Raw genomic sequence first — 15,675 nt, 5'->3', positions numbered from 1 at the left:
CATAGTAAATGACATTTTTTATTCTTTTATAGTATTTAACTCTAGTAAAATACTATAAAAGTTATCCGCTGATTTAATTACATTATATTTTCCTAAATACAAAAAAACTTACTAAATAAATTTTTAGTAAGTTTTTTTAGTATAGAATATTTAGTTAATGAAAATGAATTTATATTATTCTATAAAATTGCAAAGGTATGTATATTGCTTATTTAATTCTTTTTGATACCATTCTGTTTTTATTAAGCTTATATATGCATCAACTATCTTTTTTACTTGGCTTTCTTTTGTAATCTGCATGAATAATGCAAGAATAAAAAAAACTATAATTCCTATTGTAATGGCATTTTTTACATTATTAGTAAAATTGAATATAATTAATAATACTGCACCAATAGCTCCTGTAGCTATTGAATAATATGTTACGTAATCTATTCTATCTTTAGTTTTTACTATTTTCGCTTTTAATGTATCAACGATATGTACATCCTTAAATAACAAATCCAACTTATCTCTATATAAATCCATGAATTTAGACAACATATAGTTATATCTTTCAACATTACTACTTTCTAAGATTCTCATGCACATAATTAATGGATAAGGGTACTCAGCCACACTTTTATATACATATTCATTTCTTCTTTCAAGACTAGGAATCTTTACGCTTAATTCTCTATTTTCATCAAGAGTCAATTCATAATTGTCATTTACTAAACTTGTATAATTGTCTTTAATAATTTCTAATGACTTAGCCATTAATGTATTATTCCCATTCATTTTATTTAGCATGTCCAAAATCGTCATATTCTCTTCTCCCCTACTTTTTAAAATAAATGCTTCATCAGCTATATTATAGCATACTTTCCCAACGCATGAACATCAAGGATTTATTTTAGAACTTATTCCAATGTGTTTTTAAGTACCCCTATAGCTAATGTCATACCTTCATGCTTTATTTTGCTTATAATAACCTCTGCGCCTGCAAGATCAACAGAAGGCTCACAGACCCCAGTTATTCCAAGTGTTTTAAATACAAATTCACTTTTATCATATTTATCTTGAACGGTTTTTATTTCATCTTTGCTAAAAGTTTTGAATGGACAATTAATTCTTTCCGCTAATTTTATAATACCTTCTTCATTAGCTTTAATATCTACAGAAACAATTCTTGACACTGCTCTTATATCCAAATTATATTTTATTAAATTCGCATTTACAAAGTCATATAATTTTTCATAAGTTGTGCCTTTCCTACAACCAATACCTAAAACTATATCTTTTTTTATAAGTCTAAGTATCCTAGAATAATCAGTTTTTTCAACATCTTCATTGTTACTACTTTTTAAACAATGAGTTATCCAAATACAATCCTTTCTTAAGTTCTGTATCTTTTCGTATCCATTACTGATTTTAATTATATTATAGTCATCTTTAATTCCAATTATTTTTTCATCAATTAGAAGAGACGCCATATATTTAGCCTTTTTTAAATCTTCAATAATCAAATTGTTTTCTTTGGCTAGAATATCTGGGGCAATCAAGCCTAAATTATCGCTTGCAGTGGTTATAATAGGCATAGAATTTAATATTTCTGATACCTTATAAGTAAGCTCATTGCCTCCACCTAAATGTCCACTTAAAATATTTATTGCATATTTACATGATAGATCAACCACTACAATTCCTGGATCCTTATCCTTGCCTTCAAGAAATGGAGCTATTGCTCTTACTGCAATTCCTGTTGAAGATATAAATATGATACCTTCTGAATTATTCATAGCTTCTTTCGTAATAGTCTTTAAACTGAAATCTTCACCATATGCAAAAGTGTTTATTTCTAACTTCCAATTATTAATCTGATCTTGTGATGGATTATTTTCTTTTATATATAATCTTCCATTAAAGCTTTCTTTAAGCTTCAATGCTATCTCTTTTCCCTTAGGCGATGGACAAATTATACTTATATTTTTACTAAGTGAATTTATTGCCTCACTTTGGGACTTTTTAGATAGTTCTTCATTATTTAGATTCATTACTTGTATCCTCAGCGTCTCTGAACATATGCGAAAAGCTCTTATCATATAACAAGCTTTTTTCAAAATCGCTATCAATAAAATCTCCAACTAATATTTGTGCACATTTAGTAATGTTATTTTCCTTAACTTTTTCTGCTATATCATCAAGCGTTCCCATAATTACTCTTTGATCAGGCCATGTAGCTCTTTCAACTACAGCTATTGCAACATTCTTTTTATACCCTTTTCTAAGTTTCTCAACAACTTTGTCTATCATTGAAATAGATAAAAATATAGCCATTGATGCTCCAATAGATGCCAATGTTTCAAGATCCTCATTTGCTGGAACAGGAGTTCTTCCCTCAATCCTAGTTAAAATGACAGTTTGTGATACTCCTGGTAAAGTAAATTCTCTATTTATAGCTGCAGCCGCACCTGTAAATGAACTTACACCTGGAACGACTTCATAAGGTATACTAACCCTGTCAAGTTCAACCATTTGCTCTCTTATAGCTCCATAAATCGATGGATCACCTGTATGTAACCTTACAACTAATTTTCCCATTTGTTCTTCCATTGTCATTATTTCCATTACATCTTCTAACGTCATATTAGCAGAATTATAGATTTGAACGTCTGGTCTGCAATATTCTAAATGTTCTTTCGAAACTAAAGAACCAGCATATATTACTACATCTGCTCTTTCTAATAAATCACGACCTCTAACTGTTATTAAATCAGCTGCTCCAGGACCTGCCCCTATAAAATAAATCATGCTTAAAACACTCCTTTTTTAATATTAAATTAACTAATATTTTATTATATTTATTCCCTGTTTGCTATTATTAAAGACATATAATCTCTAAGTTTTAGTATTTCTTCTCTTTCAGTTAAAACAGTCTCGCCCTCTCTACCAACTCGACTTGCATAAACATAATCAAAGCCTTTTTCTTCTAATGTATTTATAACTTCTTCTTCATGCTTGTATACTTTCATTATTACAACAAACTTTTCATCTGCTATTTCTTTCACTTTAGTAGCTGGCATAACCACTAGCTTCTCATCACCTACAACTAAAGTCCTATTAACTAAGCTCCCAGCCGCGCAAAAAGATGTTATTCCAGGAATTGTTTGAACATCAAATCCACAATCTCTAACATGCTTTAACATATGACTATATGTACTGTAAATATACGGATCTCCAATAGTTAAAAATGCAACATCCTTTCCTTCTTTAAGCCTTGCTTCTATAAATTCATAAGCCTCCAATGCTTTTATTACTCTATCTTTCTTCCCCATTGGAAAATGCTTTACAATAACTTCGGTACCTGGTTTTATATATTCTCTAGCTGTTTCAAGCGCAATGCTTTCCCCACCTTCAGTAGCAGATGGTGCGACTACAACTTGACACCTTTCTATTGTTCTTACTGCCTTTACAGTTAAAAGTTCAGTATCTCCAGGTCCTACACCTATTCCGTATAATGTTGCCATTTTATAATTCCTCTCTTCCTAAGTAACTACATATGTATATATTATTATTTTAATTCTAGTTACCGATATCATATTATCTTTATTTATACACTTTTATTTATAACAACTATGTATTATTTTATCTTAAAAATCTTTATTAAATTATACTTAATTCCTTATACATTGAATTATATATATTGGATTATTAGCTATCATCATTAAAGTATCTTCACGGTTTTTACTTATATTAACTAATGAAATTTCAATTTTATAATCTAGTTTCTTCATTACCTCAATTGCTCTGTATGCATTGTCTAAGGTTATAAAATTCATAACTATCGTGCCTTTTTTTACTACGATTGCATTTACCTTAAGTAATATTTCCTCTAAATGCCCGCTGCTTCCTCCAATGAATATGGAATCAAATTTTAAACCTTGAAAAATCAAAGTATCCAGTACTCTACTTGCTTCTTTATTTAAAATCTTTACATTATCACATTCAAACTTTTCCACATTAGTTTCTGTAATTTCATATGCTTCATAATTTTTTTCTATTGCAAGCACCTTACCGTTTTTTGCAATTTTAGCAGCCTGAACTGTAATACTCCCTGTACCACTGCCAACATCTAGTACTAAAGAATTATCTGTTAAGTTCATTTTCGCAATTGAAAGTATTCTTATATCTTCCTTTGTCATTGGGCAGTTTCCTCTAATAAACTCTTCATCTTTTATAAAAACCATGAAAATTTCCTCCTCTATTTCAGGTATTAATCAAACGTCAACGTCACACAAAAATCATTATAAGTTCTATCGACTTGTTCTATCTACTATAAACACACTCAGTGAATCATATTTTTTATTCATAAATTCCTCTGGAGCCCCATTAGTTATAATCTCATCTTCATAGGATAGATTTTCTCCTATTGCAACTTTACATCTAACTTTTTCTTTATGCAAAATTTCACATAACATAGCAGGATTATTCTCTTTATCTGTAAGCCAAATGCTTAAGTCGTGATTATTAATCACAGTCAAAAAGTCTTCTTTCCTTCCATGTAAACTTCCTAGGTACGCATTATTCCATGACATATTTAATTTACATGTCAGATATTGAAAAGAACTTATGCCTGGTATCACTTGAAATTCTAATGTTGCTTTACTTTTTATATAATTTGTTATCCCATAAAAAGTTGGATCACCAGATGCAACAATCGAAATAATCATACTTATATTTTTCTCATCACATATATATTCGTTAATATCAATTAGCTTATTTATATATATTTTTTTATTATCTATAAACTCTAAGGAATCCAATGCTCTTTTAAAGCCTATTATTATATTAGATTTTTTTAATATTTCCAAGGCCTTAGGCATAATATAATCCCTGTGTCCAGGACCAAGCCCTACAATATAAATCATTTTTGTGTCCCCCTATGAAAGCTTAATTAACTTTTTAATATTAATCCCTAAAATATTTTACACAATCCATAATCTAATGAATTATCATAAAATTTATATTGAACTTTATTATTAATTATCCTTAATGGACTTCCATAATAAAATCGGATTTGATGCGCCATAATACATTACAGCGTCAACTTCTAGCTCTCCATAAACATGCTCTTTGATTTTTTGAACTATTTTATTTCCAATGTTCTCATAGAGTTTGTCATATCCATCTCCAAGCATTTTAACTGCACCTTCACATGTCTTTTCCTCAAGCACTCTTTTTACAAGTGACATATCATATCCAAGAAGTGCAAGTTCTAATGCAATAACTTCAAGCCTCACTCCATTGACCTTACTATGGGTATTAAAGCATCCATAAGCTATTTTACTCATCTTTCCTATATGTCCAACTATTATAATAGACTTAACTTTACATGAAACACAAGTCTCTAATGCAAATCCTATAAAGTTTGAACATGTTACCACTTCTTCCTCTTTAAACCCAAGTTCCTTACAATAATTATCGCCTAAATTTCCGAAAGTTAAAACTAATCTTTCATTATTTATTGCTTTTTGGGTAATTTCTATCTTTATGGAAGCTTTAAGTGCATCTTCTGACATAGGATATACAATTCCTGTTGTCCCAAGAATAGAAATCCCGCCTACAATCCCAAGTCTAGGATTAAAAGTCTTTTTTGCTACTTTTTCTCCTTGAGGCACTGAAATTATAACTTCAACTCTTTCTCCAGGCGGTAACACTTTTAATACTTCTTCTTTTATCATCTTTCTAGGAACAGGGTTAATAGCCGCTTGTCCTTTAGGAATAAAAAGCCCTTCCCTAGTGACAATTCCAACTCCTGTTCCGCCTTTAAGCACTACTCTTTCTAACTCATCTTCTTTTTCTGCTCTGCTATCTTCAACTAAAACACTATCAAACTTTTGCAAGTCTTCATCTTGAAATATTTTATTATCTATTGGTTTGATCTTTTTAACCATGGCCTTTATTTCTATTCCATGAGTGTTATCAGGATCATCTCCACCATCTTTTAAAATAGTACACTCAACATAATCATCAAATTTTTCTATTAATTCTATAGGCATTGTTACATCAATTCCTTTAGGAGTTGCAATCTCTATTTCATTAAGATTTTTCTCTTTATTAAATAAGATAATTGTTGCTGCTTTTGCTGCTCCAGCACTACAAGAACCTGTCGTATATCCACATCTTAACCTTTTTCCATCTACATCAACGTACATTTCAAACATAAAAATCACCTCCTGACATCATTAACTTTTTAACTATCTTTAATCTAATAAACTTAATTATCTTGAAACCACCATGTACATAAGGGCATTAACTATTGCTGCTGCAACAGTGCTTCCACCTTTTCTTCCTTTAATTCTTATGTAAGGTATATTAAGCTCATCCATATTTTCCTTACTTTCTGCAGCTCCAACAAACCCTACTGGCGCAGCTATTATAAGCTTTGGTTTTGCCTTTCCTTCTTTTATTAACTCTTTAAGCCTAAAAAGTGCTGTTGGTGCATTACCAAAAACGAATATATCTACATTATCCATACAAGCTTTTTCCACTGCAGCCATGCTTCTAGTAATATTTTTTTCCTTTGCTTCTTTATGAACTATTTCTTCATTCACATAGCAGATAACTTCACTATTAGTTTTAGCTAAGGCCATTTTATTAATTCCGTTTAAGGCCATATTAGTATCCGTATAGATCTTTGCACCTTGTTTAAAAATACCTTTTGCAGTTTCAATTGCTGTTTCACTTATTTCTACCAAATCTTTATATTCAAAGTCTGCAGTAGTGTGAATAGTTCTTTTAACTATAAGCAGTTCTTCTTCACTAAATGAGTGCGCGCCCATTTCGTTACCAATAATCTCAAAACTTTTTTCTTCAATTCCCATAGGATTTTTTAAATATTCCATATATTTTTAGCGAGGGATTTAACAAACACCTCACCAAGCTCACCTCTTTCCAAGTTTAATAAATTGATTAATAATTTACTTTTCCATTTCATAAGCTATTTTATCGTCTATAATCTGATCCTTTGTAAAATTATAGTTGCCTTCTTTTTTCCCATTCACTTCTCTTCCTGATAAATCAATACCATAGTTATTTGTATCATCAATAACATCAAGGCCGCATACTTCTATATCTCTATTTTTTAAACTTTCTCTAATTCTCAACACTTTATCTACAAAAGCTTCTAAAGAAACTTCATCACTTTCCCATCTTATATCTATTTTTAGAGGATATGAATCTCCTGGTATAAAACTTGTGTACTTATCATAACTCTTACTATTTGCATTGGCTCCAGCATCTTCTAATACTGAAATTTGTTTTATCTTTATGCTAGGTTCATTTTCTTCAATTAAGCTTGTAACCATATTTTCAGCCTCAAGATTAACCTTGCTTTCAAGATAATTATCTTCACCACTGTCTTTATTAAGCATTGTCACTCGAAATGTTACTGGGGTATCTTCTTCAGTACTAACATTACATAAATACTTCCCAGATTTTGAATTATAGTAAGCTTTATTAATTTTACATTTTAAATCTGGGTACTTTTTGCTTAAATACGTCTGTGTAAACACTTCTGTTTCCTTGATCTTCCAAGGCAGGCCATTTATATTCATATAAATACAACCGCCAAAAGCTAAAACAATAATAATTATAATGCTTATACTGAGAAGTATACTACGTTTTCTCATTACGCTCCCCCCAACAAATCTACCATATTTTCTTATTTATATTACATCTTCTATAGAAAGTTAACCAACGCTTTTAACAATTCTTCATTTCCAAGAAAGTTTATATGGGCATATCCTCCTAATGTATTATTTTTAAAGTATCCACATTTCCACTTTAATGCTTCCCCATTATATAAAGTTTTTTCTACTTCATATACATTGTCCTCATCTAAATCTACCTTTGACTTATGAAACTCATGGGCATTAATTTCAAATTCATTATCTTTTATGCTCCTATTATTAAAACACTTGTTATCTATCTTAACATTACAGTAACCAAAATTCTGAAGCTTATTAGTCATTGTGCTATCTCCATTAAAAAAACCAACCATTTCTGATCCATCTATTGATTCTGTAAGATACATAAGTCCACCGCATTCTGCATAACACCTCAAGCCGCCATCTAAGGCTTCTTTAATGCTTTTTCGCATAGAATAATTGTTTTCCAATTCCTTTTTAAATACTTCTGGATATCCTCCACCTATATATAAAAAATCTAAGTTTTGTGGTAATTCTTTATCATTGATTGGACTAAAATAAACTATCTCACCCAAATTTTCTAAAGCTTCCAAATTATCTTTATAATAGAAACTGAACGCCTTATCTAAAGCCACTCCTATTTTTAAATTTCTATTTTTAGCTTCTTCTTTTAAACTTTCAAAACTTTTTTGTTTATCATCTTCTTTAAATGAATCATTAAGATCACCATCTGTACTTATTTTATACTCTTGAGTTGCATTTATAATTCCATCTATATCAACATATTTTTCTATTAACTTTGCACATGTATCTAATTTTTCTTCAAGATTAAGAATTTCCATACTCTGAACAAGTCCTAAATGCCTGCTGCTTAATGCTATTTCTGGTGTTTTAGGAATATATCCAAAAACTTTTATATTACAATTCTTTTCTATTGCATACTTTAATAAATTATAATATTTTTCACTTACAGAATTTAATACGACACCAACAATATTAGCATCCTTATAATTTTTAAAGCCGCTAATTTCAGCGCATATACTTGCACTTTGCCCCTTAGGAGACAACACTAGAACTATCGGCATATTTCCTAAAAGTTTTGAGACATGATAAGTGGAACCTTTTTCACTTGCTCCAATTCCGTCATATAATCCCATAACACCTTCTATTATACCAATATTTCCAGAACCTTTTTGAAAACTTTTTTTCACACCTTCTTCACCCATTAAGAAAGTATCAAGATTTCTTGAAGCTATCCCTGTCACTGTTTTATGAAATGCTGTATCTATATAATCCGGTCCTACCTTATAACCTTGTACATGAAAATTTCTACTTTTAAGTACTTTCATAAGCCCAAGAGTAAAAGTAGTTTTTCCTCCTCCGCTGCAATTGGAAGATATAATTATAGACCTCATATTATTTTCCTTTCTGTACTAACAAGACTTTTTAACTCTGCCTAAATACCTGCAAATAATTTTGCAACTGTAAAAATTAGATTATCTAAGTTTTTTAGTCCTTCCAGCGTTTATATATTTATTCTCAATTGAGTCATAAATTCTATTTATATAAAGTCCATCAAATTTATCAAACTCCCCAAGTCCATGCATATGTAGCTTCACTTCAATTCCTTCTTTTTGAAGCCTAGTCTTTAAAGAATGATCTTCATCTGATGCCATATCATTCTTTACGTGATCACCTGCCACAAGTAATAAAGGAACAAGTTTTGTCTTATTTATTCCTTTTTTCTTTAACTTCTTTACTACATTTTCAACTGTTGGGTACCCTTCTACAGTTGCCACAAAAACATTCTCATAATCTTCATCTACCAAAACAGTTTGCAGCATTCCATAGACTGCATTAGATGGATGTTCTGTACCGTGGCCAAATAATATTACACTTTCTTCACCTTCGAAAACATCTTTAATACTTTCAATAAATAAAGAATAATCTTCTGGTAATCCATTCATTCCTTGATAAAAAAATATCGGTCTTCCAAGCTTAAGATCTTTAAAATCATTTTTCCTTTGCTCCACAACGCCTTTGATGTAATCAAATTCTTCTCCTGGAATTATATGAAGCGGCTGCACTATAACTTCTTCAAATCCTCTAGATTTTAAATCTTCTAGTGCTTCTTCTGGTGTTAATATATCCAAATTATCCTTTGCCTTTAATTTCTTTATTATAAAATGAGCTGTAAAAGCTCTAAAAACTTCATAATCTTTAAATTCCTCTTTGATTTTATTTTCAATTTTTTCAATTGAACTCTTAAGCGCCTCTAAATGGCTTGTTCCGAAACTAACTACTAAAATAGCTTTTCTCATGTATTTTCCTCCTAAAATTGTCTTAAAAAAGACCTTAATTTAATAAATTTATAAATATTTCATAAGATTTATAATTTGGAATATATAAAAATCCCCTTTATCGTTAGATAAGGAGGAAATACATAACAAATTAAGAATGTACAATATACTCTACTACATCCCGCTATTTGCAAGTTTTCTTCCCTCCGAAGAATAGCATTTTTATAAACTCCTAGGCAGGTCTCCTGACTTTGGCCTCATCCTAATTCTCTTCCTTCCCAAGAAAATTTCTCAGTGGATTTTTTAGTATACTATTTAAAAGCAGCTAATTTTTAATTAATTAGCACTTTATATATACTTTAGAGATTAGTCTTCCATCACAGTAGCGGGGGCTGTAGTGGATTTTAACCACTTTCCCTTTTAATCATATACACTTAACCTTATATGAACCTAAAAATCATTTCTTATTGTATTTTAAATTATATAGGACTATTGTATTTTATTCAACTAAAAATGAGGTTTATTGTTGACAGTATCTGCTTGTCAGCAATAAGCCTCAAAATAATTTTAATATAATAAGGTAACCATAAAATTGTAGTCATTAAATCTTTACTGGGAAATTAAAATCCTCATTCTTTCTTACAGCTTTGTTTTATTAGTTGATTAGTATAGACTGTAGCTCCCGTTACCAGTATGCCTTGAATTACTGATTCTACGCTAGGGCCCATGATTCCAACAGCCCCTAATATTCCTAGAAATAATAATATCATCGGAATATATTTATCGTTAATTTTTTCTGTATTTTTTATTACCATACCAACAATATATAGAGCAGGAATCAAAATCAGAGCATTTTGTGTTATATACTGTGCAAAATCCATATACTTGTCCCTCCTTTAACTAAAAAATTTCTCTAACTTAAAATAATTTTAAATATGATATAATATTCTGCTTTATTATGTTATATGCGTTATGTCAAGTTTTGTTTCTACATTAATAAAATTCTCATCAAATTTTCACTTCTCTAATTGCCATAAAAATAGAATTAATATCTATTTTTTGCAAGTACCCCACTAATAATTATATTTAAATAAAAGTCAACTATTCCACTTACTGAAATACTCACCACATTTAACATTTTCAAAGAAATAATTTACAACCATCAATATTACTGTATAATTTAAATATAACTTGTTAACCTAATATAAATAAAAAAAGCTAGAAGGGATTGATATAATAATGTCAGCATATATGATTACATATTTTTTAAGCGATACTCATGGCCATCATCACGAACACGGTGATGATTGTGGATGTGGAGAAGATCATTCTCATGAACATGGTGATGGCTGTGGATGCGGAGAAGATCATTCTCATGAACATGTACACAGTGGTACTAATATACCAGGAAAAATTAAATCTTTAGGTTCATGGGCTCAATTTATGCCTGAAGGATTCTTTGTAAAAACAGATACATTATCTGCAAAAGAAATATTTGATGAAGTAAGCTCTGTTGCTAATGGAGGAGATATTATTTTTGTAACAAAGATTGATGCTGAAACTTCAGCATGCGCAAATCCTGCTGTATTAGAGTGGATTTCAAAATAATAGTTTCAAGTAATATACCTTAAACAGGTAATATAAATTAAAAAAGAGGATTATCAAATTTTATTTTGACAATCCTCTTTTTGCTTTTAAACTTATTAGTTAACATAAATTTCAATTGCTCTTCTACATTCTAGTATTATTTGAACATTTGGTTTACTTAAGCTTTAAATGTAAATTTATTATAAAGTATAGTAATTTATCATAAAAAATAATACCCATCAAAATTAAACTGTTCATAAACAATAAAATCTCAATGGATATCCCACAAAATATTAAAAAGGAGTCGTAATTCCGTATGATCAAAAAATCATACAAGAGGAGCGATGAGTATATTTTACAATATACACCTCTATTTAAATTACTAACTATATAATAGTTTAACAGATTTTCAGCGAAAAACAAGTATGTTTTTTAAATATTTAGAAAATTATGATTTGTATAAAATGTAACAAATCATTTTTACATTTTAAGCACTCTTCTCTAACTCTTTCCTTTTTTACGGATATATTCAAAAAAGTTGTTGACATAATAGATAAATGAGTGTAAAATAATATTTGTTGTGAGGCCCATTGGTCAAGCGGTTAAGACGCCACCCTCTCACGGTGAAATCAGGAGTTCGATTCTCCTATGGGTCACCAAGTTAGAAAACATCAGCATTTAGGCAACTAAATTGTTGGTGTTTTTTCTATTTTTCCGACTTTTTCCCGACCTAGTTTTTAATATGTTTTATTTAATATATTCTGTATTTATTGAGTATACATAACTAATTCATCCAAATCTAAAATTATTTTTGCTTCCCTTAAGAAATCTAAACCTAATAATCCATTAACTCTTTCATTTGGATCAATTTCACCAAAATCTATTTTAAAATCTTTCAGCGAAGAGGAATTACAACTAATTGAATCAATTCTTTTCCTCACAGCATAACTAGATGCTCCACCATATCCTGATGCCTCAATAAGTTTATCATCATTTGAGAACTTTGCTCCAAGTTCATCTAGAAAATCTGTTGTTATTATAGTATGAAATGCTCCTGTATCAATAATAACATCATCTATATTCACACATTTTCCTTCATGAATCATCTTTATAGAAGTATATAGTAATCCATTTTTATATATTAGTTTGTGTTTCATCATATACTCCTTCTAACACCAATATGTTTAACTTTTTCTATCTCTATACTTTCATTTTCTGTACTATATACTAATTGACCATTTTTACATTTAGTAAATTCTTTCATAGCTTCTCTTCCATCTTTTATGGCTTTTATTACTGCAACCTCATCAACATATTTTATTTTTTCATCTTCATGAGATTCTACAATTTCAAATTTTACAAATTGATTTGGATATAATTCTCTAACTTCCTTCCATTTCATTAAAATCAGCTCCCTTAATTTCAATCGGCTCTTTTACTTAATTTAGACTTTTAACTTTAATTGCAAAACCATAATATTGTCTTATATCTTAATTATAACTAAAATCAACTTGCATTGAAATCATAATTCTAGATAAATATTTATGTCATATACTGCATAATTAAAAAATTGTTTCAAGAGTTTATTTAAGTTTTCAATAAGATTTCTACTTTTTCCAAGGTCTTATAAACCGTTATAATATCTTTGAACTTGGAGTGCTTTTAATTCTGATAATTTAATTGAATACAAAGAGCTGTCTTTTACATAATTTCTGTATAATCCCTCATACTTTTCAAACGTAGTAGGCTTTATTCTATCAGAAACCCTAATAGTCTCAAATAGCCAAGTGTGTATTAACTCTCCTAGAAGAACTCGCTCGCTATCTGTTCCTAAAACAGCACTTACTCCAAAATAATTAGTACCATTTTTATTATAGTTAGTTTTTACTGCATTAACACACCAACTTTACTGCATTTCTTAAAAATTAGTTATTTCATATTAATTCTATGAATTTATTTGCTAACACAAAAAAGCTGATAATAATATTAAATTCATTAATATCTTTATCAGCATAGTTGTTGAATTTTACTGCTTGTGATAGCCGAGTTCTATATTCCAATTTTATTATAATACATCCTTCGGAAGATAATATATCCTTCCTTCTTTTGCAATAATTCTCACATCTTCTTGAAATAAATCTATTGGATCAATGTTTTGGCGTGTTGTATAACCATTTGTCTGAGCAATAATTTTTTTTACTGTGTTGTTAGGAATGGAACAAAACTTATTCTCTTCATTTATCAAGCCAGGAATAAAATAGATAACGCCATCTAATCCCATTCTTTTTCTACTCTTTTCATCAACATTTATTTCAAACTTTTCAGTCTGAGTTTTATGCCATGTGCTTAACTGGTTTAAGGAATCTTGTACTTGTTTTGAATATGTAGGCAGCAATGCACCACACTGTTCTCTAGAAGCTGAGCCAAGATGTAATGTATGCTTTAATTCAGCAATTTTAATCATTACTTCCATCAGCGTTTTCTGATAAACAAACCAGTTCTGAGCCTCTGCAAGTTGCTTTTCGTATTCCTCGTAATCAAGGTTTTCTTTATTTCCAAATCCTGCAATGGTAAGATTGGCTTGACCCAAGAGCTGAATACATTCTTGTTCCCATCTATTGAGATTATAAATTTCACTAAGTCTTAATTCATCATTATCAAGAATGTCTACTTGGAATATTGCCACCTTTTGAATTTGTGCTACAAGTGCAAATACCTTACTTTTGTATTCATTATCTTGAAACTCTGAAATTTTAGTAATTCCTGCACTAATCTCGCCAAGCTCTTCATTGATTTCATTCATATAATATTGCCCGACAACCATTGATGCTAAATTCATTGCCGATGCTGCTACATTCCTAGAGACATTGGAATTTTTCTTCACTGCAAGAAGATTAGCGTGACCTTTCACCCCCTCAGCACCATGGTAGATACCGCGGACAGCACCATCCATTTCTCTTGAATTAGCAAGTTTAGCCCCAGCGGGGATGATTGCTCTATATAACACTTCAGCATTTGCTTTGGCACCTTGTACTGCATTACCTGCTGCATTTCCTGCTTTAAACAACTCTGGTATCAGATTAGTAACTTGTGCTAAAACCTTGCTATCTGTTATCTCCATTAGCTTAGTTTCATCTGGTATTGAATCTAAAGACAGCTGTTCTAATTGAATCATAAGATGGTTCATTTCTTCATTAACTTGTTCTGAATTTATAAGATTTATATTCTGTTTTGTAACTATGGCATTTTCAATTTTTTTAGTCTGTTGGCTTCTCTTCCAATACACAAAGGCACCTGCAACAACTACAAGAACGATAATACCTATTATGAAACCTTCCATACTGGCTTCCTCCTATCTCTTGATATATATAAGCATACTTTTCAACGTCTTTACATTCCTTATATGTCTTTATTATTTTATCAATATCTTCATCTCTTAAATTATTTTGATTTTTATTCTTTTCAAGATCATTAATTGCATCAATAAATAATATATCTTTATTTTCACGATTCTTCTTTAACACTAAAATTACTGTTGGAATTTTAGTTTCATCATTATCCCATTTTGCAGAATATGGTGGATTAGTCCTTATATATAGTTGCGCATTATTTATCATAAATAACAACTCCTTTACCTTAACTTAATCTATAAATACATTATCTTTAAGTCTTTCTAGAACCTTATAAAAAGAATAATGTATGCAAAGGTAATAATCAAGAGGTTAACACTAAGATCTTGACTATTACCTTTACATACATTGAATAGTCGATAGGCTTCTATATCTAATACTATGAATACAGTATTCCAATAAACTAAATATAATAGCAACTACTGCATCAAAGCTACGTGGATTATCAATACCTTTTGCATCTGACCAATCACTCTCTAATGTATCAGCATTATTTAATACCATATTATTATAAGATACACTATGCATCATTAAATTCATACGTGCCAAGTTATATGTCGTTATATTCAATTCTTGACCAAAGTACTTCATTGGAGTGCCTTTTGGTAATTCTTGACCTACAGTAAGCAATAAAAAACCTGATCCCATTGTCGGGTCATATACGCTAAATAATTCATCACATTTTCA

General features: G+C 29.9%; 18 protein-coding genes, 1 tRNA gene, 1 pseudogene and 1 riboswitch. Of the genes and pseudogenes, 2 read left to right on the top strand and 18 right to left on the bottom strand.

Translation table 11 applies throughout. The features are described 5' to 3' along the window. Positions 1 to 174 precede the first annotated feature (174 nt). The 12 genes from F3K33_RS11865 to F3K33_RS11810 form a co-directional block, all read right to left on the bottom strand. Positions 175 to 807 (bottom strand): hypothetical protein, encoded by a 633-nt coding sequence (locus tag F3K33_RS11865; protein ID WP_012058534.1) that lies wholly within the window; start codon positions 805 to 807, stop codon positions 175 to 177. A gap of 95 nt (positions 808 to 902) precedes the next feature. Continuing rightward, positions 903 to 2,036, bottom strand: coding sequence for a cobalt-precorrin 5A hydrolase (gene cbiG, locus F3K33_RS11860; protein ID WP_039773248.1), 1,134 nt, complete (start codon positions 2,034 to 2,036; stop codon positions 903 to 905). Next, positions 2,023 to 2,793 carry a precorrin-4 C(11)-methyltransferase gene (gene cobM / locus F3K33_RS11855; protein ID WP_017209331.1) on the bottom strand — a complete coding sequence of 257 codons (771 nt, stop codon included), beginning with the start codon at positions 2,791 to 2,793 and terminating at the stop codon, positions 2,023 to 2,025. Before cobM ends, cbiG begins: the two co-directional genes overlap by 14 nt. Positions 2,794 to 2,843: 50 nt before the next feature. Then, positions 2,844 to 3,509, bottom strand: a complete 666-nt coding sequence (locus tag F3K33_RS11850; RefSeq protein ID WP_039773246.1) for a cobalt-factor II C(20)-methyltransferase — start codon at positions 3,507 to 3,509, stop codon at positions 2,844 to 2,846. 147 nt (positions 3,510 to 3,656) lie between these two features. Continuing rightward, complete coding sequence (gene cbiT, locus F3K33_RS11845) at positions 3,657 to 4,229, bottom strand: precorrin-6Y C5,15-methyltransferase (decarboxylating) subunit CbiT (RefSeq protein ID WP_012058530.1); 573 nt, start codon at positions 4,227 to 4,229, stop codon at positions 3,657 to 3,659. A 66-nt stretch (positions 4,230 to 4,295) separates the two neighbouring features. After that, positions 4,296 to 4,910, bottom strand: a complete 615-nt coding sequence (gene cbiE, locus F3K33_RS11840; RefSeq protein ID WP_039773244.1) for a precorrin-6y C5,15-methyltransferase (decarboxylating) subunit CbiE — start codon at positions 4,908 to 4,910, stop codon at positions 4,296 to 4,298. A 111-nt stretch (positions 4,911 to 5,021) separates the two neighbouring features. Next, on the bottom strand, positions 5,022 to 6,206 hold the full coding sequence (gene cbiD, locus F3K33_RS11835) for a cobalt-precorrin-5B (C(1))-methyltransferase CbiD (RefSeq protein WP_012058528.1): 1,185 nt from the start codon (positions 6,204 to 6,206) through the stop codon (positions 5,022 to 5,024). Between the two features lie 57 nt (positions 6,207 to 6,263). Then, entirely contained in the window at positions 6,264 to 6,887 is a 624-nt protein-coding gene (locus tag F3K33_RS11830; protein WP_012058527.1) for a precorrin-8X methylmutase, read from the bottom strand. A 75-nt stretch (positions 6,888 to 6,962) separates the two neighbouring features. Further along, entirely contained in the window at positions 6,963 to 7,673 is a 711-nt protein-coding gene (locus tag F3K33_RS11825; protein ID WP_039773242.1) for a YfjL-like protein, read from the bottom strand. A 50-nt stretch (positions 7,674 to 7,723) separates the two neighbouring features. Next, a complete protein-coding gene (locus tag F3K33_RS11820) occupies positions 7,724 to 9,106 on the bottom strand; it encodes a cobyrinic acid a,c-diamide synthase CobB (protein ID WP_039773240.1) in 1,383 nt (460 codons plus the stop codon). 81 nt (positions 9,107 to 9,187) lie between these two features. Beyond that, positions 9,188 to 10,012: a sirohydrochlorin cobaltochelatase gene (locus tag F3K33_RS11815; protein WP_039773238.1), complete on the bottom strand. Its 825-nt coding sequence runs from the start codon at positions 10,010 to 10,012 to the stop codon at positions 9,188 to 9,190. 197 nt (positions 10,013 to 10,209) lie between these two features. After that, a riboswitch (cobalamin riboswitch) is annotated at positions 10,210 to 10,460 on the bottom strand. Between the two features lie 160 nt (positions 10,461 to 10,620). Next, the gene (locus tag F3K33_RS11810) at positions 10,621 to 10,872 is read right to left on the bottom strand and encodes a phage holin family protein (protein WP_012058524.1); all 252 of its coding nucleotides are present in this window, start codon (positions 10,870 to 10,872) and stop codon (positions 10,621 to 10,623) included. A gap of 358 nt (positions 10,873 to 11,230) precedes the next feature. Here F3K33_RS11810 and F3K33_RS11805 point away from each other — a divergent pair, with 358 nt between their 5' ends. Together F3K33_RS11805 and F3K33_RS11800 are read left to right on the top strand one after the other, a co-directional pair. Next, on the top strand, positions 11,231 to 11,599 hold the full coding sequence (locus tag F3K33_RS11805) for a hypothetical protein (protein WP_039773236.1): 369 nt from the start codon (positions 11,231 to 11,233) through the stop codon (positions 11,597 to 11,599). Positions 11,600 to 12,162: 563 nt separating this feature from the next. After that, a tRNA-Glu gene (locus F3K33_RS11800) sits at positions 12,163 to 12,237 on the top strand. Between the two features lie 108 nt (positions 12,238 to 12,345). Here F3K33_RS11800 and F3K33_RS11795 read toward each other — a convergent pair. The 6 genes and pseudogenes from F3K33_RS11795 to F3K33_RS11770 all read right to left on the bottom strand — a co-directional run. Further along, the gene (locus F3K33_RS11795) at positions 12,346 to 12,738 is read right to left on the bottom strand and encodes a retropepsin-like aspartic protease (protein ID WP_307725816.1); all 393 of its coding nucleotides are present in this window, start codon (positions 12,736 to 12,738) and stop codon (positions 12,346 to 12,348) included. Continuing rightward, complete coding sequence (locus F3K33_RS11790) at positions 12,735 to 12,980, bottom strand: hypothetical protein (RefSeq protein WP_023975106.1); 246 nt, start codon at positions 12,978 to 12,980, stop codon at positions 12,735 to 12,737. Before F3K33_RS11790 ends, F3K33_RS11795 begins: the two co-directional genes overlap by 4 nt. 222 nt (positions 12,981 to 13,202) lie before the next feature. Further along, positions 13,203 to 13,331, bottom strand: a complete 129-nt coding sequence (locus F3K33_RS26745; protein WP_243141332.1) for a tyrosine-type recombinase/integrase — start codon at positions 13,329 to 13,331, stop codon at positions 13,203 to 13,205. 312 nt (positions 13,332 to 13,643) lie between these two features. After that, complete coding sequence (locus F3K33_RS11780; protein WP_023975107.1) at positions 13,644 to 14,918, bottom strand: hypothetical protein; 1,275 nt, start codon at positions 14,916 to 14,918, stop codon at positions 13,644 to 13,646. Next, a complete protein-coding gene (locus F3K33_RS27145; protein WP_039773234.1) occupies positions 14,836 to 15,195 on the bottom strand; it encodes an N-6 DNA methylase in 360 nt (119 codons plus the stop codon). Before F3K33_RS27145 ends, F3K33_RS11780 begins: the two co-directional genes overlap by 83 nt. Positions 15,196 to 15,398: 203 nt before the next feature. Further along, positions 15,399 to 15,672 (bottom strand): annotated as a pseudogene (locus F3K33_RS11770) (N-6 DNA methylase); the annotation flags it as partial. Positions 15,673 to 15,675: the final 3 nt, after the last annotated feature.

Origin of the sequence: Clostridium beijerinckii (assembly GCF_008705175.1) — a bacterium.
Taxonomy (GTDB): domain Bacteria; phylum Bacillota; class Clostridia; order Clostridiales; family Clostridiaceae; genus Clostridium; species Clostridium beijerinckii.
The sequence above is the reverse complement of the archived record's forward strand: the minus strand, read 5'-3'. Positions and strand labels throughout refer to the sequence as shown.